28 protein-coding genes and 2 pseudogenes are annotated in these 25,628 nt (G+C 46.0%); 18 read left to right on the plus strand and 12 right to left on the minus strand.

The features are described 5' to 3' along the window. The first annotated feature begins 154 nt into the window (after window positions 1-154). Both WH37_RS31920 and WH37_RS31925 read left to right on the plus strand, forming a co-directional pair. The gene (locus WH37_RS31920; protein WP_046234709.1) at window positions 155-919 is read left to right on the plus strand and encodes an SDR family oxidoreductase; all 765 of its coding nucleotides are present in this window, start codon (window positions 155-157) and stop codon (window positions 917-919) included. A gap of 184 nt (window positions 920-1,103) precedes the next feature. Next, complete coding sequence (locus WH37_RS31925; protein WP_046234710.1) at window positions 1,104-1,868, plus strand: SDR family NAD(P)-dependent oxidoreductase; 765 nt, start codon at window positions 1,104-1,106, stop codon at window positions 1,866-1,868. A gap of 60 nt (window positions 1,869-1,928) precedes the next feature. Here the strand turns inward: WH37_RS31925 and WH37_RS34085 are convergent, their stop codons facing one another. Continuing rightward, the gene (locus tag WH37_RS34085) at window positions 1,929-2,582 is read right to left on the minus strand and encodes a GntR family transcriptional regulator (protein ID WP_052737390.1); all 654 of its coding nucleotides are present in this window, start codon (window positions 2,580-2,582) and stop codon (window positions 1,929-1,931) included. A 403-nt stretch (window positions 2,583-2,985) separates the two neighbouring features. Here WH37_RS34085 and WH37_RS31935 point away from each other — a divergent pair, with 403 nt between their 5' ends. The 5 genes from WH37_RS31935 to WH37_RS31955 all read left to right on the plus strand — a co-directional run bounded on the left by WH37_RS31935 (window position 2,986) and on the right by WH37_RS31955 (window position 7,498). After that, window positions 2,986-4,251 (plus strand): IS110 family RNA-guided transposase, encoded by a 1,266-nt coding sequence (locus WH37_RS31935; RefSeq protein WP_046234711.1) that lies wholly within the window; start codon window positions 2,986-2,988, stop codon window positions 4,249-4,251. A 494-nt stretch (window positions 4,252-4,745) separates the two neighbouring features. Continuing rightward, window positions 4,746-5,075, plus strand: coding sequence for a PadR family transcriptional regulator (locus tag WH37_RS31940; RefSeq protein WP_046234712.1), 330 nt, complete (start codon window positions 4,746-4,748; stop codon window positions 5,073-5,075). A 14-nt stretch (window positions 5,076-5,089) separates the two neighbouring features. Then, a complete protein-coding gene (locus WH37_RS31945) occupies window positions 5,090-5,956 on the plus strand; it encodes a pentapeptide repeat-containing protein (protein ID WP_046234713.1) in 867 nt (288 codons plus the stop codon). Window positions 5,957-5,968: 12 nt separating this feature from the next. Beyond that, entirely contained in the window at window positions 5,969-6,730 is a 762-nt protein-coding gene (locus tag WH37_RS31950; protein ID WP_046234714.1) for an ABC transporter ATP-binding protein, read from the plus strand. Beyond that, the gene (locus WH37_RS31955) at window positions 6,731-7,498 is read left to right on the plus strand and encodes an ABC transporter permease (RefSeq protein WP_046234715.1); all 768 of its coding nucleotides are present in this window, start codon (window positions 6,731-6,733) and stop codon (window positions 7,496-7,498) included. It begins immediately after the preceding gene. A 508-nt stretch (window positions 7,499-8,006) separates the two neighbouring features. Here the strand turns inward: WH37_RS31955 and catA are convergent. Continuing rightward, a complete protein-coding gene (gene catA / locus WH37_RS31965; RefSeq protein WP_046234717.1) occupies window positions 8,007-8,666 on the minus strand; it encodes a type A chloramphenicol O-acetyltransferase in 660 nt (219 codons plus the stop codon). Between the two features lie 208 nt (window positions 8,667-8,874). Between catA and WH37_RS31970 the strand changes: the two genes are divergently transcribed. Next, window positions 8,875-9,621 carry a histidine phosphatase family protein gene (locus WH37_RS31970; RefSeq protein ID WP_052737391.1) on the plus strand — a complete coding sequence of 249 codons (747 nt, stop codon included), beginning with the start codon at window positions 8,875-8,877 and terminating at the stop codon, window positions 9,619-9,621. A gap of 129 nt (window positions 9,622-9,750) precedes the next feature. Here WH37_RS31970 and WH37_RS31975 read toward each other — a convergent pair whose 3' ends face one another. Continuing rightward, entirely contained in the window at window positions 9,751-10,737 is a 987-nt protein-coding gene (locus WH37_RS31975; protein WP_046234718.1) for a BtrH N-terminal domain-containing protein, read from the minus strand. Next, window positions 10,721-11,293 (minus strand): helix-turn-helix transcriptional regulator, encoded by a 573-nt coding sequence (locus tag WH37_RS31980; protein WP_046234719.1) that lies wholly within the window; start codon window positions 11,291-11,293, stop codon window positions 10,721-10,723. The genes WH37_RS31975 and WH37_RS31980 overlap by 17 nt, the downstream gene beginning before the upstream one ends. 296 nt (window positions 11,294-11,589) lie before the next feature. Here WH37_RS31980 and WH37_RS31985 point away from each other — a divergent pair, with 296 nt between their 5' ends. The 3 genes from WH37_RS31985 to WH37_RS31995 all read left to right on the plus strand — a co-directional run bounded on the left by WH37_RS31985 (window position 11,590) and on the right by WH37_RS31995 (window position 13,878). Continuing rightward, on the plus strand, window positions 11,590-12,045 hold the full coding sequence (locus tag WH37_RS31985) for an AraC family transcriptional regulator (RefSeq protein ID WP_046234733.1): 456 nt from the start codon (window positions 11,590-11,592) through the stop codon (window positions 12,043-12,045). A 192-nt stretch (window positions 12,046-12,237) separates the two neighbouring features. Then, entirely contained in the window at window positions 12,238-12,612 is a 375-nt protein-coding gene (locus tag WH37_RS31990; RefSeq protein ID WP_046234720.1) for a BlaI/MecI/CopY family transcriptional regulator, read from the plus strand. 9 nt (window positions 12,613-12,621) lie between these two features. Further along, complete coding sequence (locus WH37_RS31995) at window positions 12,622-13,878, plus strand: M56 family metallopeptidase (protein ID WP_046234721.1); 1,257 nt, start codon at window positions 12,622-12,624, stop codon at window positions 13,876-13,878. Window positions 13,879-14,141: 263 nt separating this feature from the next. On the opposite strand, the gene WH37_RS32000 is transcribed toward WH37_RS31995, so the two are convergent. After that, a complete protein-coding gene (locus tag WH37_RS32000) occupies window positions 14,142-14,936 on the minus strand; it encodes an ABC transporter substrate-binding protein (protein ID WP_231594455.1) in 795 nt (264 codons plus the stop codon). Window positions 14,937-14,961: 25 nt separating this feature from the next. Here WH37_RS32000 and WH37_RS36840 point away from each other — a divergent pair, with 25 nt between their 5' ends. Continuing rightward, window positions 14,962-15,225 carry a hypothetical protein gene (locus tag WH37_RS36840; protein WP_231594456.1) on the plus strand — a complete coding sequence of 88 codons (264 nt, stop codon included), beginning with the start codon at window positions 14,962-14,964 and terminating at the stop codon, window positions 15,223-15,225. Window positions 15,226-15,311: 86 nt separating this feature from the next. On the opposite strand, the gene WH37_RS32005 is transcribed toward WH37_RS36840, so the two are convergent. Together WH37_RS32005 and WH37_RS35855 are read right to left on the minus strand one after the other, a co-directional pair. Beyond that, window positions 15,312-16,193: a helix-turn-helix transcriptional regulator gene (locus WH37_RS32005; RefSeq protein WP_046234723.1), complete on the minus strand. Its 882-nt coding sequence runs from the start codon at window positions 16,191-16,193 to the stop codon at window positions 15,312-15,314. 13 nt (window positions 16,194-16,206) lie between these two features. Further along, window positions 16,207-16,341 (minus strand): annotated as a pseudogene (locus tag WH37_RS35855) (iron chelate uptake ABC transporter family permease subunit); the annotation flags it as partial. Window positions 16,342-16,769: 428 nt separating this feature from the next. Here WH37_RS35855 and WH37_RS32010 point away from each other — a divergent pair. The 4 genes from WH37_RS32010 to WH37_RS32025 all read left to right on the plus strand — a co-directional run bounded on the left by WH37_RS32010 (window position 16,770) and on the right by WH37_RS32025 (window position 19,878). Continuing rightward, window positions 16,770-17,048, plus strand: coding sequence for a DUF2564 family protein (locus WH37_RS32010; protein ID WP_046234724.1), 279 nt, complete (start codon window positions 16,770-16,772; stop codon window positions 17,046-17,048). Window positions 17,049-17,440: 392 nt separating this feature from the next. After that, the gene (locus WH37_RS32015; protein WP_046234725.1) at window positions 17,441-17,815 is read left to right on the plus strand and encodes a BlaI/MecI/CopY family transcriptional regulator; all 375 of its coding nucleotides are present in this window, start codon (window positions 17,441-17,443) and stop codon (window positions 17,813-17,815) included. Between the two features lie 30 nt (window positions 17,816-17,845). Continuing rightward, window positions 17,846-19,273, plus strand: a complete 1,428-nt coding sequence (locus WH37_RS32020) for a M56 family metallopeptidase (protein WP_231594457.1) — start codon at window positions 17,846-17,848, stop codon at window positions 19,271-19,273. 179 nt (window positions 19,274-19,452) lie between these two features. After that, on the plus strand, window positions 19,453-19,878 hold the full coding sequence (locus tag WH37_RS32025) for a methyl-accepting chemotaxis protein (RefSeq protein ID WP_046234726.1): 426 nt from the start codon (window positions 19,453-19,455) through the stop codon (window positions 19,876-19,878). Between the two features lie 223 nt (window positions 19,879-20,101). Here WH37_RS32025 and WH37_RS32030 read toward each other — a convergent pair whose 3' ends face one another. Continuing rightward, on the minus strand, window positions 20,102-20,557 hold the full coding sequence (locus tag WH37_RS32030; RefSeq protein WP_046234727.1) for a VOC family protein: 456 nt from the start codon (window positions 20,555-20,557) through the stop codon (window positions 20,102-20,104). A gap of 131 nt (window positions 20,558-20,688) precedes the next feature. Further along, window positions 20,689-21,582, minus strand: coding sequence for a helix-turn-helix domain-containing protein (locus tag WH37_RS32035; RefSeq protein WP_052737397.1), 894 nt, complete (start codon window positions 21,580-21,582; stop codon window positions 20,689-20,691). A gap of 343 nt (window positions 21,583-21,925) precedes the next feature. Here WH37_RS32035 and WH37_RS35860 point away from each other — a divergent pair, with 343 nt between their 5' ends. Together WH37_RS35860 and WH37_RS36845 are read left to right on the plus strand one after the other, a co-directional pair. After that, entirely contained in the window at window positions 21,926-22,087 is a 162-nt protein-coding gene (locus WH37_RS35860; protein WP_156182428.1) for a toprim domain-containing protein, read from the plus strand. Window positions 22,088-22,223: 136 nt separating this feature from the next. After that, window positions 22,224-22,430, plus strand: a pseudogene (locus WH37_RS36845) (hypothetical protein); the annotation flags it as partial. A 198-nt stretch (window positions 22,431-22,628) separates the two neighbouring features. Here the strand turns inward: WH37_RS36845 and WH37_RS32045 are convergent. From WH37_RS32045 to WH37_RS32055, 3 genes are all read right to left on the minus strand, one after another. Then, window positions 22,629-23,345 carry an ABC transporter permease gene (locus tag WH37_RS32045; RefSeq protein ID WP_046234729.1) on the minus strand — a complete coding sequence of 239 codons (717 nt, stop codon included), beginning with the start codon at window positions 23,343-23,345 and terminating at the stop codon, window positions 22,629-22,631. Continuing rightward, on the minus strand, window positions 23,342-24,187 hold the full coding sequence (locus WH37_RS32050; protein WP_046234736.1) for an ABC transporter ATP-binding protein: 846 nt from the start codon (window positions 24,185-24,187) through the stop codon (window positions 23,342-23,344). The genes WH37_RS32045 and WH37_RS32050 overlap by 4 nt, the downstream gene beginning before the upstream one ends. A 142-nt stretch (window positions 24,188-24,329) precedes the next feature. Next, entirely contained in the window at window positions 24,330-25,370 is a 1,041-nt protein-coding gene (locus WH37_RS32055; protein ID WP_046234730.1) for a LytTR family transcriptional regulator DNA-binding domain-containing protein, read from the minus strand. Window positions 25,371-25,628 lie beyond the last annotated feature (258 nt).

Genomic DNA, 25,628 nt, shown 5'->3' on the forward strand with positions numbered 1-25,628 from the left:
CTCCTTAACATGATAGGTTTATTCTACAAGCCCTTATTTTTTCTGTCCAACTTAGTGTAGCCGATCCAGTTTAGCTTCGAGAATAAGAGAGCAATATTTCAAAATCCACTTTGTGATATAACTAACCTTGAATTCTACACAAGGAGATGAAGTCATGAGTCAATTGAAGGATAAAATCGCTTTAGTAACCGGGGCAAGCCGTGGGATCGGTCGTAGCATTGCATTACGTCTGGCACAAGAGGGCGCAATCGTCGCCGTACATTATGGAAGCAAACAAATGGATGCAGTGGAAGTCGTTCATCAGATTGAGCAAAGTGGAGGTGCAGCCTTCGCAATCGGCGCTGATTTAAAAACCCTTAACGGCATTCATGATTTATATGAGGCATTGGATGAAACCCTTCTAAAACGTACAGGCAATAATCGGTTTGATATTCTTGTGAATAACGCTGGAATTGGTCAAATTGCAACCTTAGAGGAAGCAACTGAACAATCCTTTGATGAGGTCATGAACATAAATGTCAAAGCACCGCTTTTTGTTACCCAGCAAGCTTTGCCGCGCCTGAAAGATGGAGGCCGTATTATTAATATCTCATCGTTTGTTACACGTGTTGCCTCCCCTAGTGTTTTCACCTACAGCATGTCGAAGGGTGCCATAGACACTCTGACGCTTGCCTTGGCTCAGCAGCTTGGAAGCCGTTCTATTACGGTGAACGCCATCCAGCCTGGCATAATTAATACGGAGATGAATGCCGGAACGCTGCAAGATCCCCACGGACAGAAAATGGCCGCTGCTCTTTCAACCTTCAAGCGGTGGGGAGAGCCAGAGGATGTTGCGGATATCGCCGCCTTTCTTGCCTCATCGGACAGCCGTTGGATAACTGGACAATTAATTGATGCAAGCGGCGGATCTCACCTGTAAATTCACCGCCATGAATTTACTTGCGTTTTTCCCTACTCTACTTTTCCCAAATCTCTCACAACTTAAAAAACAGACGCGTTCATTATTGGACACAATATAATATATTATATATAATATGAGTGAGAAAATAATATATTATATATTATTTCTTGACGATACTTAACACAATAATGGAGGCGTCCTCATGGGAAGATTATCAGGTAAAGTAGCGATTATTACTGGCGCAGGCAGTGGTATGGGAGCGGAGCAAGCTCGTTTATTTGCCAAAGAAGGTGCTAAAGTAATTGGCGGCGATATGAACGTAGAAGGTCTTCAAGCTATCATTAATGAGATTAAAGCTAACGGTGGAGATGCAATTGCTGTTAAATTAAATATTTCTTCTCCTGCAGATTGGGAAATTGCTGTCAAAACGGCTGTTGAAACATACGGCAAAGTTAATGTCTTAGTAAATACGGCAGGAGTTGCTGGTCCGTTCATAGCGAAAGCTGCCGACCATGATCCAGATGAGTGGGATAAGCTTTTAGCCATTAACTTAAAAGGTGCATTTCTAGGAAGCAAATATGCCATTCCTGAAATGATTAAAGATGGCGGCGGTTCAATCGTAACTATTTCTTCTATCGGCGGTCTAGTTGGTGGACAAGGCGGTACAGGCTACGGCGCTGCTAAAGCAGGTCTGATCGGCATGTCTAAAAATATCGCTGTAGACTATGGCAAAGATAATGTACGTTCAAACGTTGTTTGCCCTGGTCAAATTAGAACTCCCATGTCCGCCGTTCTGGAAACGGAAGACATGAAAGCTGCGAAACAATACTACTTGAATAAAACACCACTAGGTCACTTTGGTGATCCTATTGATATCGCCTATGCGGCCCTTTTCCTTGCATCAGATGAATCCAAATTCATTACGGGCACCGAATTAATTGTTGATGGCGGCGTAATGGCTAACTAAGCTATTGAGCAGAAAGAGACAGTCCCCACCTTGGAGGCTGTCTCTTTGTTTTGCTTTATTCTATATATTTAAAGATTGTCTCGTAAGGATTTCAAATGCCTCCTTCGCTTTCTCAAAATCCGATTGGACGATGGCGTGGACCATTTCTTCCAAGTAGATATAGCGGCTTTTGGTTTTTTCAACATCTCCCCATTTCATTTGGGAATACGCATTTGTAATAAAAGTAATGTCGGAGTAAAACTTGCCAAATGCTCTATTTTCAGCCACTTGAAATACATACCCACATAATCGATGAACGTTAACAACGTATTCTAAAATGTTTTTTTGCAGGAGTGCCTCTTGCGCCCCGATTAAATACTGCTTAAGATGCGCATATTTTTCTTCGTCCCACTTTGATTTTGAAAAATCAATTCCTAGTTTAAATAGCTCAACTAATGCATCTGTATAATCATCCATCTCTTGTTTAGAAATAGCTTTCACATGCACACCTTTTCTAGGCAGCCGTTCCACAACACCAGTATTTTGCAAAATATAGAAGGACTCTCGAACCGGAATGTTACTTACATTCAATTCTTTCGCTATATTGGTTTCAATCAGTCGAGTACCCTGTACTAATTCGCCTATAAATATTTTTTTCAATATATGATTCGCTATTTGCTCTGGCAATGAATTCGTTTGATCTTCCATGATTGAAGAGAAATTAAAATTATCCATTATCTATTTCACTTACCCCTTATTAAAAAGATAGATAGCCATTCGGTTCGATGTGATTCAATAACTTAAATATATATGAAATGATACAAAAGACAACTTCATTATACTACTAATTCCCCCGATATGGCGTTTCATGAAATCCGGGCTCTTATTAGAGCTTCAATTGAATCAGCTTCAACAATACTATTTGCAGCTTTGATCCTTTTCGAGGCAATTGCAGTAAGTGGTTGCTGTTGTTTGCAGGTTGTTGATTGTTGTTTGCAAAACAGCTGAATGCTATCGTACCCGTTAGAATTCCTGTAATACGAATAATTTGGCGTTTGAACAAAAACGAGCGCCTCGGTAAGATGGGGTTACGCACGAGGTCATTGCCTCAAAAAGCCCATCAGGAGGTCGCTCTACTATGAAGTTTAAGGCACAAGACAAACAAAATCAACTCATTGAAAACATTACCTTTCATCACCTGGTCATAGGCGTAGACATCGCCCAAGAAGCCCATGTGGCACGCGCTGTCAGCTTTCGCGGGATTGCTCTGGGAACTCCACTCGAGTTCGGTAACCATCGTGAAGGGTTCGATCTGTTCGAACGCTGGATTCAAGATCTACTCAAATCCTACAAACTTAGCAGCGTCATAGTTGGCATGGAGCCCACTGGTCACTACTGGTTCAGCCTAGCACATTGGCTTGTCGATCAAGGCATTGAGGCCGTTCTAGTTAATCCTCATCTCGTCAAAAAGAACAAGGAAAATCGGGATAATACACCGTCTAAAAGTGACCACAAAGATGCACTTGTCATTGCAGACATGGTCAAAAACGGTTACTACTCTCCTGTTCGTTTTCATGCTGAAGCTTACGAGGAGCTGCGTATTCTAATGGCAAACCGAGAAACCGTTACCAAGCGCCTCAACAGTGCGGTTAATCAGATTCATCGCTGGGTAGACATTGTCTTTCCTGAGCTTCGGCAGGTTTTTAAAATCCTCACCTGCACCAGTGCAATAGCGACGCTCAGGCTCTTCCCTCTACCGCAAGAGATCAGTCGGTTAAACACGGAACAGGTCCTTGACGGTTGGAAGCAATTTGTGAAGCGTCATGCTGGAGTTAAACGTGCCGAACTTCTCATTTCACTTGCAAGATCCAGTGTGGGCACTACTCAGGCGCTCCACGCGTACAAGCTTCATCTTGGGCAATTGCTTGAAGAATATGACCTGGCTAATCGCCAACTTGAACAAATCAAGCACGAGCTCCAGCTCATTCTTGAACGTATTCCTTACGCACAGAAGCTGCTTGAAATACGAGGTGTCAATATAACGAATCTAGCTGGCGTACTCGGTGAGGCTGGTGATCTGAGCGGTTATACACACGGTAATGCTTTGCTGCGTCATGCCGGTTTAAATCTAGCTGAAGCTAGCTCCGGGAAATGGCGAGGAAAGATGGTGCTCAGCAAACGAGGGCGGCCACGTTTACGTCATTTTCTTTACCTCATGACGATGAGTATGGTCATGACCAATCTGGAAATTCGAGCGTCACACCATTACAATGTGGAGGAAAAAAAGCTGAAGAAGATGAAGTCCATCATGAAATTATGCGGAAAAGTAGCTAGAATGCTTGTAGCTCTTGCTAAGAACAATACAACTTACGAACCGATCAAGGTATTCACACGAGCAGCATAAACACAATCGATCCTCACCAGCTCAAGCATTCGCAGGATGACAAGAAGCACGGAGTATCGGGAGACGTTAAACAAAAGGGCTATGACCCGTTCCGTTAGAAAGACCGACCTCCACCCCTTAGTTAAGATGTGACGAAGGAATGAAAGGGCTATGACCCGTTGAGATATGGGAGTGAGAATCACTAAGGCGAAGTGGAGACGTGCGAATTATGGAACAATATGGGTGATCTTTATTCACCTTTATTTCTGCATGCCTAATTCTCCATCTCCGAGCCGTCGGCTCCCCCGATCATCCTTTTATTCAATTTAACTAAGGATGAAATCCTGCGAATTCATGAGTCTGAGTGAGGAAACTGAATCATTTCGAGGGAGGTTAATGAATCCGCTAGATACAGCTATTCATATATCATGTTTTTCAAGCAAAGTATTAAAACTAAAATACTACCTTGACAGTCAAGGTACTGTGTCGTATTATACAAATGCGGGGGTGATTATATGAGCGAGAACAAAATTACATCCGACCTGCTGCGCGGACATACCGATACGATGATTTTACGGCTCTTATCTGAAGCTGACCGCTACGGGTACGAGATTGTCAAGCTGATTGCTGAGCGCTCGGGCGGTGAGTATGAATTAAAGGAAGCCACGATGTACTCCAGCGTCCGTCGGCTTGAAGTGGACGGTGATATCGAGTGGTATTGGGGTGATGAATCTCAGGGTGGACGGCGTAAATATTTTAGGATTACCGAAAAGGGGAAGGCGACTTACGCCCGCAACAAAAGCAACTGGGAGTACGCAAAGCGCGTGCTTGAAAACTTATTATAAGGAGATTTGATATTATGAATGAGAAATTGAACAACTACTTGAACGGCGTTTTCGCACCGTACGATGGGGTAAAAAGCGTCGCCGAATTAAAGACCGACCTGCTCTCCGACTTGCAGGAGAAGTTCCGTGAACTCAAAGCCGAAGGCAAGGACGATGAAACCGCTTTTCAGATGACCATTGAAAGCATCGGCGACATTGAGGAAACGGTACAAGAGGTCGCTAACCTCTCCCGCTCGCTGGAGCGGCAGGTGGTAACAAACTTTAGCGCAAGCAATCTATCTAAGAGCGACTTTGCTGGTGTTATTGCGCATAAAGGGAATTTTTCAGGGAGCGCACTGCGAGGATCCGACTTTTCGAACGCTGACTTGACGGGCAGCACATTTGCGAGCAGCGATGTGCGTGAAGCCATTTTTGACAATGCAAATCTGACTGACTGCAACCTATCTGCCATTGACCTTACGGATTCGAGCTTCCATAAGCCCATCCTTGTACGTACCAACATCAGCAAATCGGGTCTGGACGGAGCAAAATTCATAGATGTAAAACTAACTGACGTCAAGTTAACCATGACCGACCTTAGAAAAACAATCTTTGATAAATGTATCTTTAACGGAGTGGACTTCAAATATTCGGATCTGCGAGGGCAGCAATTTGACGGGCAGACCTTCATAGGCGTCAAGTTTGACAAGTCGGCGCTGAACGAAGTTTCGTTTAAAGGCGCGATATTCAAAAATGTTTCGTTCCTTACTGGCTTTACTTTGTCCAAAAAATATTACCGTGCTATCAAAACCATCTGCTTTGACGGGGCGATGATGGATAAGTTGACCTATGCCGCCCTTAAAGGCATGGATGCCGATTTGTCAAAAGTTACGGTTATATAAGGAGGGAAAAATATGCAAAACAAGTCGATTCAAGTGATTGGCCTGCAAAAGTCCTACAAGCAGCTACAAGTCCTTAAGGGCGTAGATTTCGAGGTGGAAAAAGGCAGTATTTTCGCCCTGCTCGGCTCCAACGGGGCGGGCAAAACAACAGTTGTCAAAATCCTCACCACGCTGCTCAAAAAAGACAGCGGAACCGCCACCGTAAACGGATTCGATGTTGCAACAAAACCCGACAATGTGCGGCAGGCGATCAGTCTGACCGGGCAATTTGCCGCCGTGGACGAAATTTTGACCGGACGAGAAAATCTTATCATGATCGCCAAGCTACGATACCTCAAAAATCCGCTTCAGGTTGCGGACGATTTGCTTAAACGCTTCGGCCTGACAGACGCCGCCGACCGCAGGGTGTCTACTTATTCGGGTGGTATGCGCCGCAGGCTCGACATCGCCTTAAGCCTTGTTGGGAAACCGCAGATCATTTTCCTCGACGAGCCAACCACTGGGCTTGACCCCGAGGCACGTATCGAGGTTTGGAAGATTGTAAAGGAGCTTGCGGGCAGCGGCACGACAGTATTCCTGACCACGCAGTATTTAGAGGAAGCTGAGCAGCTTGCCGACCGAATTGCCATTCTGCACGAGGGCAGGATTATCGCCAGCGGCACGCTCTCCGAGCTAAAAAAGCTGTTCCCATCCTCAAAGGTGGAGTATGTTGAAAAACAACCGACATTGGAGGAAATATTCCTCGCAATCATCGGCAAAAAGGAGGCAAAGTAAATGGAGGCGGCAAAAAAACACTTTTTCAGCGATATGGGAGTTATGCTTGGACGTTCCATGCGCCATATTTCCCGCAGCATGGACACCATCGTCACGGTCTGCATCACTCCGATTGCGATGATGCTGCTGTTCGTCTATGTGTTTGGCGGCGCAATCCAAACCGGAACGGATAACTATGTGAATTACCTGTTGCCTGGCATACTGCTTATTGCTATTGCTAGCGGTGTAGCCTATACGTCTTACCGCCTGTTTTTGGATAAGCAACGGGGCATAATTGAGCGGTTCCACTCCATGCCGATTTCGCGTTCCGCCGTGCTATGGGGGCATGTGCTGACCTCGGTGGTATCCAACGTCATTTCTGTTATCGTCATCATTCTCGTAGCGCTCATTATGGGCTTTCGCTCGTCGTCAGGGGTGCTGCCTTGGCTTGCCGTAGCCGGTATACTCGTGCTGTTTACGCTGGCTTTGACATGGGTCGCGGCGATTGCCGGACTGTCCGCAAAATCGGTGGAAGGCGCAAGCGCGTTTTCCTATCCACTTATCTTCCTGCCGTTTATCAGCTCGGCGTTTGTACCGACCGAGTCGATGCCGTCGATCGTTCGCGCCTTTGCCGAAAACCAGCCGGTGACCTCGATAGTGGAAGCCATCCGTGCGCTGCTGTCAGGTCAGCCGGTGGGCAATGATATCTGGGTCGCTCTTGCGTGGTGCGTCGGGATTTTGCTCGCAGCCTATTTCTTTGCGATGAGGGTATATAAAAAGCGGGTGTGAAAATATCCTCTACAAACAAGAAACTAGAGACCCAAAATCGCTCGTGAGGCTATGGCTTCGCCAAATTTCATCGCTACCCTCCTGGAAGTTATTCAACTACCCTGCCCGTTCAGCGATGATTATTGCATACCGACCTCGCTTCCCGTGTCAAGCTCCAGAAAGTCAAAGAGGATACGATCAGCGGTTTCGAGAAGGAGCAGGTGCTTGTTTTTAACGATAAGTATAAAGGTATCACATGGCTGTTCGCATTTTCAAGCCTCTATTTCCAAGTGATACTCAATATTGTCCCCCTCCCTCATTATGCCTATAAAAAAAAGCGCCCCATCGCCCAGTGAGCAACGATAGCGCTTGTAATGCTAGCTCAATAATTTTAAAACAAGTAAAACATGCTTTACTCCAGTCTCGGTCAGGCTAACTCATGTGGATTGTAGCTGGCATGCGAAGATGGATAGGCAGCAACAGGCTGCAACATCTCTGTTTGCAGCCTGTTGCACGTTTTTTTGTACGATCATTTACCTGCCAGCCAGCTCTTACAACCCGCCGCCAATTCTTGAAGCTCATTAAATATTAAGCTGGCATGGTAACCGTCGCAAACGGCATGATGGCATTGTACCGATAAAGGCAGCAGTATCTTTTTGTCCTGCCAATGGTATTTTCCCATAGTAAATATGGGCAGCAAATAAGTTCCCCCGGTGTAGACATTCAGGTTAAATCCAGTAAAGCTAACCCAAGGGATACTGGAAATTGGGAAAGTGTTCGGAGGTTCGTTCGTAACAGGGAATAACTGCTTCGCATTCTTGTACGTTTCTGTCTCTTGAAGGTAACGATCATAGAACGTTTGGAACTCCTCGCTGAACGGAGTCCAAATACTTGAGAAAGTCTTATCCTCCTCATGAAATATGGTGAAGCTGGGAGACATACGATCCCAAATGCCCAACCGTCCCTCCGAATCAAAGCAAGTTCGGAATTCGCAGTGGCGATTAACCACCGTCGTAATCATATAGATCAAGGCTGGATATAACTTAATCCCCATGCACTTTAGTTCTGCCCGCAGCAGGGTGATGTCAATATCGGCGGTCATGCTGTAGGTACATCTGACATGGTTTAAATAATGTTCAAAATAAGGTTTTCTGCTCCAATTATCAATATCAATCAGATTGAAAATCATTTATTACCCTCCTAAAATTTTATATTTTATATTTTAGGAGGGACTATCGACTGCTTTAACCATATCCTCATTCACTTTCCTCGTCTATTTTTGTGCCGGCCGTTGATTCCTATCTCACTAGCGGTAACGCCGGAACCGCAGTATAATATGCAGCCTTGTATTAGGAAGCATATAAAAATAAAATCATTTATGCAAGAAGTTATCAAATATGTATGGCCCGATCACAGCGCAAAAATATCAAGGAGAATGGAATGGTGTGAAAGAAAGTATTGAGGTCTGGACTGTTGCTGGAAGCTCAATTGTGGAAATAACAACGGAGGCGCTAGGAATTGAGGCGGCGCAAAGTAGTCACGCGTTGATGGAAAATCTGCTTCAGCAGCAAAATCTGCTGCCCCTGCAACCTGGTTTATCCAAAACCGGGTGGGCGCTAAAGAAATTGCTGCAAACTATAAGCGATCCCTTTTCGCTGCTTCTCCAAGGAGGATTTAACCTCTATTTTAGACATGCGAAGCCCGAAAGTACTGTTGATGATGAGGTTATGTTGAGTCAATCAGGCCAAGAGCAAGCTAGGAAATTGGGTGAGCTACTTTCTGCAAGAAAGATCCCCATACAACTGCCGGTTAGCGCCAGTCCGATCAACCGGGCGAGGCAAACGGCGGAAATTGCTTTCAGCGAGAAAAATATTCAAATTGAACCTCAGCTTATCCAGAAGAATCATTTGCCTCAATTGTTAGAAGTAGTCCCTAAGCAAGGATTCAATCAAGTATTTGTTGCTCATCAATTCACATTTAACAACCAGCTTAAAGAATTCGATGATTTGCTTTATCTAGGGATGGTTTTGCTTAAGCCTTTGGGCGAGGGAAAAGGATATACCGTAGTGCAGGTACTGGATTTGCTGCAGGAAGCTTTGATTAAGCATAGTAGCGATGTTCCCGAATTAACCTTGAAGAAGTGAAAAGATATAAAGGGAAGAGCAGTGTACCGCTGGGGCTGCAACACTATGATTTGCAGCCTGCTGGCGGTTATTTGCGTCTATCTCTAATGTCGCTTCAAAATGGGTTGAGCTGTGAAACCAATGAAAAAGTTAAATTTTCGATAATAACTCCATGGCTAATCGTTCTCTCTCCGCAATGTCGACTAAAAGCTCGGCTGCACGTCTTAGCTCCTGTTGATTTCCGGTTCTTCCCGCATTATCAATTGATGCGGTAACCCCGTTCCACATCGGCGCGATTTCCGCAAACTGAAAGTATGCCTGCTCTATTTTAGAATCACCGATCAACTCCACGCACTCTTTTAGAAAATCTCGATACAGGTTTCGAAATAAGGCGCCCCCAGTCCCCGCCCTTTCCATTAATAAGGCAGTCAAACATAGATCTTTCTCTAAATCCTTGCTTCTAGATGGCCATTTTAGAATTTCTTCGCTCATTTTTTTGATTCCTTTATTCCCGATATTGCGGATAGGCGGGTTCAAATAGTCATGAGCATTGTTGATAAGGGATGATCGTATGGTGGGTACAAGCGGCGGAAGGCTGCCCGTGTGCTCGATCGTAAAGGAGCGATTTTTGGAGCTCATGGGCCCCTTTGCGTTTCTTGCCATGCTCAAATTCGACAATCGCGTTGTCACGAGTCCGCCTTGTTGGCTTGTGTCTGCCATATAGGCGTATTCATCATCCATTCCATATATGACCGCATAATGGCCTGCAAAGTGTATTTTGTTCGTAAAATAATCTAAATAATACGAATCTAATTTAAGACCGACAGGAATTCCCCGGTCTATGCAGCTTTGCACGTTCTGCCATGCTTTTGTGACAGACGAGGTTTCTTGCACCTTGATGTTCAAATTGAGCCGGGATGCCAGGCAGGCAGACAGTTCATCAGGCTTCACCCTCCCTCCGATAAAAGGAAAGTCCATTGCCTTCGAATCCCAATATATGAACCCCAAACCTTGCCCAATACCGAACAACATCGGCTCCGATAATCGAATACCTTCATGTTGAAGGAGATTGCCCATCGCGGTCGTCTCGCAGTGTTCTCCCTGAAAAAGAGTAAAACCTTCAATCATCATGTGCATGCCCCTCCACTTCCCCTGTTAGTTCGCAGATCAGACTTGCGACAAATGTCTTTTCATTTTCGATAAGACTCATCGGGTGAAGAAAAAGAGCCCTAACGTGCAACGGCAACCGATAGCCGCCTTGTGATTCATATTTTTGCCCTATGTTTCTCAAGGCCTCCTCAAGAAAGCTCTGCCGTTTCTTCAAGGCTTCCACGGCTTCATTGTTCTCTATAAAAGGGAGAGCTGCGAGTCCGAGATCGAAACGAATATCCCGTTCCCGCGCGGAAGTTAGGCTTACGATGATTTCCTTCCTTAATGTTTCTATACCGGCTTCCATCATGACATATTCGGACGGCAAAGGCCCTTTGCCAGACTTATGGACGGAATCCTCGGCTCGAATCAGTCGTTTGTCTTTCAGTTTCTGCAATCCGGCGTAGATGGAAGTAGTACCTATATTCGCCCATTCCCTGTAGCCTCTAAGCTCTATGAGCTTATTGATTTGGTATCCCGAAGCTTGCTTGGACTCCGCGATAATTTGCAGCAGCATAAATTCAACGTTGGAAAGACGATTCATGGTTTATCACCCCTTTATATTACACAGATGTAATATAACATTAGTGAAATATAAAATCAAGGCGAGCTACCTTAGATAGGTAAGACAAACATCATCCAAATACAGGGAACTCGTTCTTCATGACGGCCGGATTCCGTTGGTCAATGCGATGACAAGCGCAGACCGGTACTTCGCTTCTGAGATATCCTTATTATTGAATAGGAGAATTCATTATTTCCAAAAAAATAATGAATATAATTTTATATCATGATAGCATTCCAAATGTATTCAATTCTATTTGAGAAAGGAAAAAAATGATGGATATTAAAATTGAAACACTGCCTAAATACCGTATTGCCTATGTGCGACAAGTTGGTTCATATGGTCCTGCCAATTCTCAAGCAATGGAGAAGCTGAAACAATGGGCTAAGAGGAAAAATCTTCTTACTGAATCGACAATCCTGCTCGGAGTGCCACAAGATAACCCTGAAACAACACTACCAGAAAACTGTAGATATGATGCATGTATTGTCATTTCAAAGGATTATCTTGATGATGAATTAATTAGCGAAAGCGAACTTGATGGTGGAACGTATGTTATTTGCACAATCAAACATACAGCGGAAGCTATTCAAAGAGCATGGAATGAGATTTTTCCATACTTACAAAAGACCGGATACCAAATGGACAACAAACCGATTTTAGAAAGATACATCGGTGAAATGCTTAACAATGATTTTTGCGAAATATGTGTGCCGATTAAACCATTATAGCTTTCAAGGATTCCTTGTTATCAAGCCTCATAGCAACAAAAGCAATGCCTTGCATGGAAATGGCAGGCCGCCAGCGGGCATTCCGTTTCGTTATGCAGCCTAGCTTCCCCTTTCATTTAACTTGACAACCCACTACAAATTGTAGTAAAAGAGCTCGTTATGGACGCATAACGAAGTAAAGAGGTGTTCACAGTGAACCAGGTTCAAAAGTTATCGGATACTGAATTGGAGCTGATGGAGGTTATTTGGGCGTGCACGCCGCCAGTCACATCTACTGAGCTTCTGAGCATGTTTGCCCTAAGGGGAAAGGAATGGAAAGCACAGACCATTTCCACCTTCCTCTCACGACTGGTCGAAAAAGGGGCACTCACTACCACGAGGCATGGACGGATCAATAAATACGAACCGCTTATTTCGGCCGAGGATTACAAGCTAATGGGGACGCAGCACGTTCTGGATGGCTTATATCAAGGCTCCGTCAAAAACATGATTTCGGCTCTGTACGATGGCGACAAGCTATCAGACGAAGATATTGCAGAACTGAAAAAATGGCTGTCGGAAAAGTAGGGGCTGCATATGAACACTCTTTTTGCATTTCTGTTTACCCTAACCGTAGCTGGAAGTGTCGTTGTCGCTTGTAATCGGTTATCACAGCATTTTTCCGCCAAGATTTGGTCTACGAAGTGGCGGTACGTAATTATTAAAATGGCGGTAGGGCCGTATCTTTTCCCCGTCGTTCTTGTCATTCAGTGGATTTCGCGAATTGTTCCATTCCATACGCCAAATGCTCCCGGCATGAACGAATCTGCTTCGATGGTAAAGCATGCCCAGCCCGGACAATTATTGAGCCTCAAACCTGAGCCAATCTTCCCGGAATGGACCATTTCAACAAATGCTGCCCTTTTTATCATAGGCGTCTGGGCAATTGGAGCTATCACTTTTGCAGCGTGGCAGTTGTATTGTTACCGTAGATTTTTAAAGCAGCTGACACATACGAGCACCGCCGTCCCATTAAACAGCGAGGCGGTTAAACAGCTTTACCTAATTAAGCAGACTCTTGGACTTAAAAGCAAAGTCCAGCTTGCTTATAGCACCTCCATTCAGAGTCCTATTCTTGTCGGCCTTTGGAAGCCTGTCATTTATCTACCTATGGAGAGTACCGCAAACGTAGACATGAGCATGATAATCCGTCATGAGCTGATTCATCTGCAACGCAAGGATTTATGGGTTAAAGCGTTTACGCTAGGAGCGAGCGCCTTGCATTGGTTTAATCCTTTGGTTCATATTCTTCGTAAGGATATTCATACATGGAGCGAGCTGTCCTGCGATGAAGAAGTGGTCAAAGGCATGTCCCATGCCGAGCGCATACGTTATGGGCAAACGATTTTAAACGTAATTGCAGAATCAAGAAATATTCCCGTACACCTTGGCGCCTCTTTATCCGGTGACGGAAAACAATTAAAAAGGAGATTATCTCTGATGCTTAATGTAAAGAATCTGAGCAAAAAAACCATTTTTCTATCTGTTACAGCAGTATTTGCGGTAGCTGTAATTAGCACATCTGCTGCGGTATGGGCATCAGGCAATACGCCTAAAGTAGTCGAACATAACACGGCCAGCGCTGAAAAGCAAACGGCCAGCTCATCAGCGGAACCGTCGCCTTCCACCACTCCGGCTAATGAGTCCATTGAAAATCAAGCAGCCAAGGCGGAAGCTGCACCGGTGTCTTCGACCGCTTCAGCTGATGCGGCTAGTGAAAATCAAGCGGCCGTGACGGAACCTGTTCCTGCTCCTGTTCCTTTCACCGCTCCGTCTGAGACAGAAGTTAAATAGTCTTTATTTAATCGGGTGCTTATGGGTGAAGGGGCTGGCCCAACAGTGGTTTACTTTGCGGTGAACATCTCCATTGAGCTAGACAGGAATCGTTTCATGAATAAAGCGTAGGTTTTTGGGCAGAATTAGCCCGAAACCTGCGCTTTTTGCAGCTTTGTTGCCCGCCTAAGGAAATCGTGAACAAGATAATGCCTATCATCCTCCCCCTCTATACCCAAAAAAAGCTTCCCCCAAAGGAGGAAGCCCATTCGATGATTCGCGATTTACTTGTCGAGTGCCTCGACTACCGCATCGATGCCGTAGCTCTGGCCGATCGGGCCGTAGCCCATACCGAGCGCACCATTGAAGCCATACACTTGACCGCTCTCGACGGCTTTCAGCTTCTTCCATACCTCGCTCTTCTCCCATTCGTCGGAGACAGCAGCCATAGAAGGATTATTGTAGTTAAAGTAACCGAGGAACAGGTAGTCCGGATTCAGCTCGGCCAGCCCTTCCAGCGACATCTCTGCGCCTTGCTCCATAACGGAATCATCCGGCGCCTTAAGGCCGAGCCCCTTCTCGTAATACGGCGTCAACGTTTTCGTTCCGCCCAAGTAGGCTACTTTATCCCGGATTTGCAGGAACGCAACGTTGCCATCTACGTCGGCCAGCTTTTCCTTAGCGTCCTTGATCTTGTTCTCGAATCCAGCGATGAAGTCCGTCGCCACATCCTCTTGGCCCAGAATTTCACCAAACTTCGTGACGAGCGCCGGCCAGTTGGTCCACACGTCGGTCTGAGCTTCATCGACAACAACCGTCGTGGCGATTTTCTCCAGTTGATCGGTTACTTCGGCGTTAATCGCGCTGCCGGCGATGATGAGATCCGGCGAGTACTCCAGCAGACTCTCCATGTTAACCGTCGTGTTCTCGCCTACAACAACTACTTCGTCAATCTTGTCGACAAAAGGCTTGTAGTTGTCCGATTCAAGCGAGGAGTTCTCCTTCGTGAACGGCAACGCGAGTCCCACAGTCTTCAGGTCGAAGAGCAGAATCGATTCGATGTATCCCCAGTGAACCACGGCGATGCGCTCCGGCTGCTTCTCGATGACGACGCTTCCGTTCGCGGCCTCGATGGTGCGCGGGAATGCCACAGCCTGCTCCTGCCCGCCATCGGTGCTCGGCGACGGGCTTGGTAACGGGCTTGGCGCCCCTCCGTTATTCGATCCCGCATTGCCGGAGCAAGCGCTCAAGAACAGGATCAGGCTCAGCAATCCGACGATCGCGGCGCAACTTGTTTTTCTCGACTTTCTATACATGACTAGCATCCTCTTTTCTGTTACCTACACCGATAACAATTCTCATTCATGATTAAAACAGTACCATCATGAGCACTAGATGAGAATGGAGAGATTCCCACTCAAGGGATGGACGATTTCCACGATAGGCGTTTCGCGTCAGCGTTCTAGCTCCCTGCTGCTCAGCCCGACCTGACTGGGAGCGATTCCTTTATATTTTTTGAACAACCTGCTGAAATAATATGGATCCGCGTATCCGACACTGCGAGCGACGGCGGACACCGTGAATTGCTTCGTCTGCAGCCACTCCTGCGCCTTGTTCATCCGGTAGTGAATCAGATAGTCGATGGGCCCCGTCCCCGTATACTTGGTGAACAAATGCGAGAAATACTTGGACTTCAGCTTATATCGCTCGGCAAGCATCGCAAGCGTGATGGACTCCATGAAGTGCGTCTGGATATACAGAACGGCATCCTCGATCACCGGATAACTTTCCTTATTCTGCCCATGCCGCTCCGATTGCAATAGCTTGGCGACGATCTGATAGAAAATCGACTTCTTCTCCAGCAGACTCATGAAATCCGGGGAGGAATCCGCCTCGATTAGTCCATCGACGAGCCGAAGGAGATCGGGTGCAAGCGCGGCCTCCAGTACGGCAATATCCCGGGGCTGCCTCCCGGCTGCTCCTCCAGCGGGGCGCCCCTCCTGTCCAATGACCTCGTTATCCTTGTCCAGGTCGGACCCGATGGGTAAATAATGAGCCAGGCAATACCGGAATCCTTGTTCGCCCGAAAGAATCTCAAGCCGCCTGCCCGCGCCGCCGATCAGCACCTTGCCCGGCGCTAGCAGGTAACGCTCCTCCTCGTCGAATATAAACTCCGCTTCCCCGTCCAGCGCGATAATGACGCCGCACTTTGCCGTCGGCTTGTCCACATGACCGCCGTAGATCCGGTTCGCTTCAAGCTGCGTTCGGTATACGCCGTACAGCGCAAGCGGCGTATCGGCGAAATATTGAGCCAGCTCCTCGTAGGCGTAACCCACTGTCAGCAACCTCCTAGCCTCTCGTTATTGTCATCAAATACCAAAAATAAGGCGCTCCGATGACGACCGTGACGATGCCTGTCGCATTCTCCGACGGTTGAAGGATCCAGCGACCGATCTCCGCCACGAGCATAAGCAACGTCCCTGCCTCTTTTATTGATATCTTTTCTCAATTACAATCACATTGAAATTGTAGAGGATATACCCCCCGATTGCAATAAAAAAAGCTTTGCCCTCATCCTACAAACAGGAGACAAAGCTTTAACGTCATTGTGATATCAATCGACGGAGGAGTTTAATCTGCTGAGCTCGTCTTCGACAAGGGAAGTCAACTCATCCTCATATCCGCCTGTGGTGAGAGAGAGGGGCTGACCAACCTTCTATGTGTACAGAGGACTGTACGATGTATCGAAGCCATACGAGCGCACGCTTGGTTCGGAACTTTAGTTTCCGGCTTCATCATACTAATAGCTCATATGTCTGTTCGTTAGCTGCAATCCATGCATATTTTACCGGATATTTTACAAAACTATAGTGTGGACAACTTGATCTAATCGAGAGGGGGAAGAAGCACACTTGGCTAAGCACACAGACACAAGTTGGAAAGAGGATCATCCAAGCACTTTGCTCAGTAACTCTGTCCAAAAGGCAAATCATGCGGTGAAGCAAGCAATGTCTTATCCGGAAGAGCAAACAGTTGAGCAAGCATGCGATTCAATATCACATGCAAAAAATGCGCTAGATAACGCAGAGCAACATTACGGACACATGGACACCGTCCAGCAAAATAAAGAGCAGTTAGAGCTTCTGGAGCAGCAATTGGACGAAGTACAAGAAAATATGAAAGATCAGTAATATAAGAATAAAAATAACCTCCTTACGTTTTACATAACGAATGGAGGTTATTTTTATTTCACACTCTGACCAATAAGCAAGTCAACTTAAGGGCGTCATAATTAAAAACTGTTGTCCCATTCTACTTCCTTCTTATTTTCATGTTAGTGGTGAATATACTTCTTACATGCAGCAAGCACTTACAACATGCAATGGTTGAAATACAGAGCTAGGCCGGTAGAAGTCTTTTGTATCATAGCTGGTCCTTTGTTAATAAGGCGTTTCTTTGTATTTGCTGGAATATCCCATCCTCTAACTTGACAACCTACTACAAAGTGTAGTAGGTTTTTTTACTACATCATGTAGTAAATAAGCTCGTTATGGACGCATAACGAAGTAAAGAGGTGTTCACAGTGAACCAGATTCAAAAGTTGTCGGATACGGAATTAGAGCTAATGGAGGTGATTTGGGAGTGCACCCCGCCAGTCACATCTACTGAGCTTCTAAGCATGTTTGCCCTAAGAGGAAAGGAATGGAAGGCACAGACTATTTCCACTTTCCTCTCACGTCTGGTCGAGAAAGGGGCGCTGACTACTACAAGGCATGGACGGATCAATAAATACGAGCCGCTTATTTCGGCCGAGGATTACAGGCTAATAGGGACACAGCACGTCTTGGATGGCTTATATCAAGGCTCTGTCAAGAACATGGTTTCGGCTTTGTACGATGGCGATAAGCTATCTGACGAGGATATTGCGGAACTTAAAAAATGGCTGTCGGAAAAGTAGGTGCTGCATATGAATAGCCTTTTTGCATTGATGTCTAGCCTAACCGTAGCTGGAACTGTTGTTGTCACATTTATTTGGTTAGCACAGCACTTATCCACCGCGATTTGGCCTACGAAGTGGCGTTACGTGATTAACAAAATGGCGGTAGGATTGTATTTATTCCCCGTCGTTCTTATTATTCAGTGGATTTCGCGAATGGTCCCATTCCGTAAGATAAACGATTCCAGCATGAATGAATCTGCTTCGATCGTACAGCATGCCCAGCCCGGAGCATTATTGAGCTTCAAACCTGAGCCGCTCTTTCCGGAATTGACGATTTCAACAAACGCAGCCTTTTTTGTAATAGCCATATGGGCAATCGGAGTTGTAGCTTTTGCAGCTTGGCAGACGTATTGTTACCGTAGATTTTTAAAGCAACTGGCAAATACGAGTACTGCCGTCCCATTAAACAGCGAGGCGGTTAACCAGCTTTACCTGATTAAGCAGGCTCTTGGACTTAAAAGCAAGGTCCGGCTTGCTTATAGCTCCTCCATTCAGAGTCCCATTCTTGTTGGGCTTTGGAAGCCTGTCATTTATCTCCCTATGGTTAGTACCACAAACGTAGACATGAGCATGATTATCCGTCATGAGCTGATTCATCTGAAACGCAAGGATATATGGGTTAAAGCTTTTACGCTAGGAGCCAGCGCTTTACATTGGTTTAATCCTTTGGTTCATATCCTTCGTAAGGACATTCATACATGGAGCGAGCTGTCCTGCGATGAAGAGGTGGTCAAAGGCATGTCCCATGCCGAGCGCTTACGTTACGGGCAAACCCTTTTAAACGTAATAGCAGGATCAAAAAATATTCCCGTACAGCTTGGCGCCTCTTTATCCGGTGACGGAAAACAATTAAAAAGGAGATTAATTCTGATGCTAAATGTTAAGAACCTGAGCAAAAAAACCATTTTTCTATCCATTACAGCGGTATTTGCGGTAGCTGTAATCAGCACATCCGCTGCGGTATGGGCATCAGGCAATACGCCCAAGGTAGCTGAGGATAAAACGGCCAACGCCGAAAACCACACGGCCAACTCATCAGCGGAACCGGTGCCTTCTATCGCTCCATCTGAGACAGCTAGTGATAATCAACCAGCCGTTACGGAACCCATTCCTGTTCCTTCTGTCGCTCCAGCTGACGAGGCTAGTGAAAGTCAAGCAGCCGTAACTGAGCCCGCTCTTGTTCCTTTCACTGCTCCATCTGAGGCAGCTAGTGATGTTCAACCAGCCGTTGCGGAACCCATTCCTGTTCCTTCTGTCGCTCCAGCTGACGAGGCTAGTGAAAGTCAAGCAGCCGTAACAGAGCCCGCTCTTGTTCCTTTCACTGCTCCATCTGAGGCAGCTAGTGATAATCAACCAGCCGTTGCGGAACCCATTCCTGTTCCTTCTATCGCTCCAGCTGAAGCAGTAGTTAAATAGTCTCCAGTAAAATAGAGGCTCATTGTGAAGGGGTTGTCCCGAAAGGGTTTTAATCTGCGGTGAACTTCCCCATTGAGCTCGGCAGGTTCATTTCACGAAAAAAAGCGCAGGTTTTAAGGCGGAATTAGCCCGAAACCTGCGCTTTTTGCAGTTTTTTTGTCCACCTATAGAAATTCATTATGGTCGGTGAACAAGGAAAAGGCTTCGCTGTCGTTGCCTCAGAGGTGCGCAAGCTCGCCGAACAGACGCAGCATGCGGCTGAACAGGTCAGCGGGCTGATTGATGGGATTAGACATGATACTGCTGAGGCTGCTGCAGCAATGGCCAAGAGCAGCTTGGAAGTTGAAGCGGGCGTGAAATCGGCGGCAGAGAGCGGCGAGTTATTCGCAGCCATTACATCAGAAATGACCGACGTTAATAGCCAAATTCAAGAGGTGTCCGCTTCTGTCCAGCAAATATCGGCAAGCTCCGAACAGATTACTACGACGATTTCGCAGCTGGCTCACATCGCACAAGAGACATCGGGCAATACCCATAGCGTAGCCGCCGCATCCGAAGAACAACTTGCACTATGGAGGAGATCGCTTCTTCCGCCGATGCGCTAAGCCATATGGTTCAAGAACTGCTCGACAAAATGGCCCAATTTAAAATATAGCCTTAGCGGTTGCTTCAGCAGGCAGACCCATTCGCTAGCAGTGAAAGCACCTCTATGCTCGCAGAAAACCCACCTTTAGGCTAAATAGCCAGGGTGGGTTTTCTGCGAGCATGCACAATCGTTTCTTTTCGTATGAGGATAATACTTGAAAAGAGATGAATCATCTGGATTTATTAATCTATCACCTGAGCCAATTCGAATAAATTCCCCCACGGATCGGTGAAAAATGCGAGGCGGCGATGGATGGCCTCCAAGTTAAAGGGCACCCCGATGATGGTGACCCCTTTTGAATCCAAATACGCAATCGCTTCATCCACGTCGTTCACGGTCATGCAGAGGTGATGATGACCGGCTTTATACATACTGCTGTTAATATCATGGTAAATGGGAGCGTCATTTACCTCTCCGTCTCCAATAATCTCAAAGTAAAAAGAGTCGTCATGGGGCGGAGCGACATAAGCAAGGTGCAGGTCTCCAAACGGCCATTCTTGAATGACACGGAAGCCCAGCTTCTCCACGTACCAGCTCTTTGCAGCCTCGTAGTCTGGCACACGGATGGCGATATGATGACCTTTCAGTGACGCGATAGGGGTGGCAGCAGAATCCTGCCGAAGGTTAGAGTCAGGCATGTTTTTTCCTCCTTGGATTTTATAGGACCAGACTTCGTCTGGTTGACATGTATAAATGTACCAGATGAATGCACACTATACTTTGTTTGGAGGTCCAAATCCGTTGTTCATTCAGCTCAGGGTTAAGATCATCAGAGCTTTGGCGGTTGTTTGAGTGCGGAAGGTGGGATTCCAAATCTCAGCTTAAACACTTTGGAGAAGTGTGAGACGTTCTCAAAACCCGTTGAGAAGCAAATTTCAGTTACGGATAAGGACGAATGGATTAGCATTTCTTGTGCTTTATCCAATCGGCGATTTCGTATCCACTGGAGCGGAGAAGTATTATAGATCGCTTTAAAATCACGTTTGAAGGAGGAAAGGCTTCGGCCAGATAAGTAGGCGAGATCATGCAAGGTTACGGGATTTGTGATATTCGCATCAACGACGTCCTTGATGCTTTTTCGTTCTTGGCGCTTAATCTGAGCAAGCTCAGACAGGAAAATATCATTTCTATCGGCTATGCCAAATAATAATTCTAATAACTTCACCTTAACCAACCCATCTCTAATCCGTTCCGGTTCATTGAAATACGGTTTCAATGATTCTAGATAGCTGAAGAGTCTATCATCAATCGTATGTACAGATACCGGAGCCGGTGTCCTAGCTACTGAAGTAGGAGTATAATCTGCTAGTTTCATAAACTCGTTAATTAATTCGTCTTTTAAGAAGAACATCATATAGTTGAGTACATAATCGAAGTTCGGTTCCCCGCTTTTTTCATATTGGAACGCAATGGATTTATGGATCAGCACCATTTCATGCTTGTTTACCGTATGCACCTCGGTTCCAAACCGTACGGTATACATCCCTTCCATTACGAATAAGAGCATATGGTCTTCTAGAAACAACGTGCCAGTGGCGCCTTCAGTACGTGTGCAAGATTCAATGGCAGACAGTCCATTCATTCTCAATATTCTTTGTTGATGGGTTGGTGTTTTGATTAGAATCCGGGGTATTTTTGTCAATTTACTCAAGGGTACAGCCAATGGACATGACTCCTTAGGAATTATATTTGTAGACCATACTTAACTTAGATATAAGTTTCGTTCGAAGAGGCTCACTTCATGTGATTTCTACGGGATTACTTTTATGAGAACAATGACATGCTGCTGATTAAAGCTGTTCAATCATCTTGTGACAACATGGTTAGAAACGTTTATTTTACCATGCTAATTCTTATTGATAAAGCCTTTACATCAGTTCCAAAAATATAGTTTTGCCAAGGGCAACAAACCCTTATTAAGAAATCCTTCTGTAGCATTCGCTAAGAATTTAACGGCTTCCGTAGGAGCCGTTGACAATACTAAGACTTCCGAGGAGGTTGCGTTATTGCTTGTAGTTACAGACAGCGAGGTCAATCGTACAGTTGATAACTATTATGGAATAAACTTCAAACATTTTATGAAGTTATTTTCAAAGTTGGACGAGCTTTCCGCAGGCGAAAAGATCCCAATATACTGTTCAGGTATTACCGATAATGATCCGCCTTAAGAAGTTGTCCCTATTACAGATGAAGATGGTAACCAAGTAATAAATAAAAAAGGAAAAATTGAAACAAAGTCTTATGAGGTTTTCCCCACCTATCGTTATCCAATAGCTGGGGCTAATCCAGCTCTTCCATTAATAGATGAAGTCAATAAAAGTGAATCTCCTTTACAATGAAGCGCCTGAAGGAAAATGTTACGGGTACATGGAGTTAAATCGGGATGGCAATATGATCGCGCTCTACAATAGGTATGGTGAGGAATTCGACATGAATGGTGGACATGAATTTGTCAGGGTAGGGACACTGGGCAAATTCGATGATGAAGACCGCGATAATTTCTATTCCTTATCGGCATGTATGAAAAATAAAGCAGCGGGGGTTATTCCTCACGCTGCTCCGGTGATTTTCAGATTCTGGCCTTGCCTACTCCAGAATTCCCCAAATTCCATCAGGCAGCCACAGCTTCTTCACAATCAGACATACGATGAGTAAGGCGGCGCCTAATATAATATTTTTAGTTACTTTATTCATGGCCGTTCCTCCCTTTTATTTATCGAACCGTTTTTTTCCGTACACCAGCAAGCATAGCGCCCCTGACAGAACCGTCCACATAATCAGGTTGAGAAGATTTCCGCCAATTTCCGAAAGTCCCCCATCCTGAAGAAGCTCTGTTATCGCCACCACAAATTGCTGCGAGGGCAGCACATGGATGATATTCATTAGGGCAGGCATACCCAGACTCGGAACAAATATCGGTCCAAAAATAAACAGCAGCAGCAGGGGAAGGCCTACAATCGAAGATTCCGATGCCGTTCGCGCGATGAGACCAATAACCGTACCCAATGCCATAAAGATAAGCAGCAGCAATATCGCCAATACCGTCAAAAAGAACAGATTCACATCGGGCACACCGGAAATTGCTAAGCAGGATGCGATGACAATCAAAGCAAACAACGTCGTCGTCGCGCTTTTTCCCGCAAGCACCTCCAGCTTTGAAGCAGGCGACAGCATGAGGGAACGTAAGGTGTTCTTCTCCTTCTCTTCGGCAATCATATTCGCCTGAACAAAGGCTCCGGTAATGGAGATGGCAACTAGTATAGGAACCGAAAGAAATGTCAGGTCGCTCGGATCAACTTCTTTTTGTTTAAATAAAAGGGCTAGCAAAATGGGCATTCCCGCATTTAATAAAATTTGCGGATTACGAATCGCATCCTTCCATTCTTTTTTGACCATGGCTCTGAAGCGGCGTATGGAAAACGTCATTCCAGTCCCCTCCCCGTCAATTTCACAAATATATCCCCCAGCGTAGGCTCATTGGAATGAATGGCTAACAGTTCTCCCCTTCTTATTAAGTCCCGTATAAAACCCGCTCCCACCTCATCCTGTTGAACAATCTGCTTCCCGAGCGGCGTAGTCACGGTAATGGAATGGTCGCCATAGCGAAGGCGCAGAGCCTGCGGCGTGTCGAGAGCCGAGATTTCTCCATTATTCAGAAAGGCTACGCGATCGCAAAGCATTTCCGCTTCCTGCATATTGTGCGTTGTCAAAAAAATCGTCGTTCCCCGGCGATTCATTTCGCGAAGCGTTTTCTGAATACGCTCGCTATTCACGGGGTCCAAGGCGGACGTGGGCTCATCAAGAAAAAGAATGTCCGGCTCATGCAAAATCGTCCTTGCCAGCGTCACCCTCTGCTTCATCCCTTTCGAAAGCCGTCCGACCAGCGTATGCTTGTCGCCGATTAAATTAACCGCATCAAGAACGGTTTCAATCCTTCGTTTCGGCACGCCATACAAGCGGCAAAACAAAGCCAGATTGTCATACACGCTAAGACGCTCATAAGTGCCGCTGTTATCGGTAAGCACACCTATTTTGCCCAGAAACTCGGAGGGCCGGCTTCGTGCAGGATCGATCCCCAGCACCTTCACTCGCCCGGAAGTATAGAGCAGCTGTGAGGTAAGAATTTTCACCGTTGTCGTTTTGCCGGAGCCGCTAGGACCGAGGAAGCCGAATATTTCCCCCTGCCGGACCTGAAAGCTAATCTTGTTCAGCGCTTGTTTCTTTTTGTACCGCTTTTCGAGGTCATTAACCTCAATGATCGATTCCATGACGATTACACCTTCCCTTGACATGAGTAGCCGAAAGCTCCATCCCAGCTTAGCTGTGAACAGAGCTGTAAACAGCAAATTCCCCATGAAAAGATCCATTTGTGCGCTGAAAGCAGCCATTTTGGCGGTGAACGGAGCAGAATTACAGCCCTACAATCGTCTTCAGCTCTTCAAACTTCCCCTTGGATAACGGAATTCTGGATTTTTTATCGTCGCTTAGGACGAGACTGTAGCTGTTACGGCTCCATACGATCAATTCGGCGATTTGGTCTAAATTTACAATATAGGAACGGTGGCAGCGATAAAATCGGAACAGCTTGAGCTTCGCCTCCAATTCCGCAAGCGTCCATGAACAAGCAAAGCTGCCGGCCTGCGTATACAGATGCGTAACGCCTTCGATGCTTTCAATAAAATGGACTTCGCCGGGATCTAGGAACACGTATTTGTCTTCGGTTTTTACCATGAGCTTTGCCAGCCTTGGGGAACACTGCTGCTCGCCGCTTGCCGCCTCAGGCTCATCGTCGCCGGGAACGGACTCAGATTCATTGAATTCCGATGCTTCTTGAACCATAATTGGGGCAAGCGAGCTTCCCGTCAGCCGGAAGATGCGATTCGATATCGAGAGCGCTTGCTCCAAAGTCGAGCACGTAACTAAAATCGCCTTATCTTGGCGAAGCAGCTCCGCTATCATCCTTCTTACAATCATACAGCTCTCCAGATCGAGATTTTGCTCAGGGTCCTCCCAAATCAAAAGCTTCGGATCATGAAGGATGCTTCTTGCAAAACCGAGCAGCCGCTTCTCGGAATAGCTCAGTTTAGAAATCCGTTCGCTGGCCTTTCCCGCCAATCCGATCTGGCTTAAAAGCTCGCCTATCCCGGAAAGTTTTCCATGCAGCTCCGCCCAAAATAACAAATACTCCCTCACCTTCAAACGTTCATAAAGTCCTTCATCCAAACAGCTGAATCCAACCCGCCTAGCTGCTACGTTGCTGCCCAAAGAAAGCAGCTTCCCGCGATAGGAGATTTTACAGCCGGAGGATACGCCCTCTCCTCTCACCGACCGAATGAACGTACGACCGATATCATGATGGCATTGTATAACTACACATTGCCCGGATTCCAGCTCAATTACATCTGAGCCAACTCCATTGCTTAAGGCTGTATTCGCAGCTAATTTATTCATATATAAAATGCCTCCTGCCGAGCTGATTTTATAGGTTAACCGTTTGCTTCCTTATCTGTCATTGTACCACTCCCTCACGCATCGGAGCAGCAAGCAAAAGTTCAGCAGCAGCTTCGGCTAGGGGAAAATTTAGCGCTGAACAACCCTGCAGTTGAAAAGAAAAAGGGCTGGCAGCCACTCATTAGAGTTTAAAATGTACCCCTTGTAAAGGACAATTAAAAAAAGGTTAGGCGACTTCAAGCTGCTGTCTGTACCGTA

The organism is Paenibacillus algorifonticola (assembly GCF_000971975.1).
Taxonomy (GTDB): Bacteria; Bacillota; Bacilli; order Paenibacillales; family Paenibacillaceae; genus Pristimantibacillus; species Pristimantibacillus algorifonticola.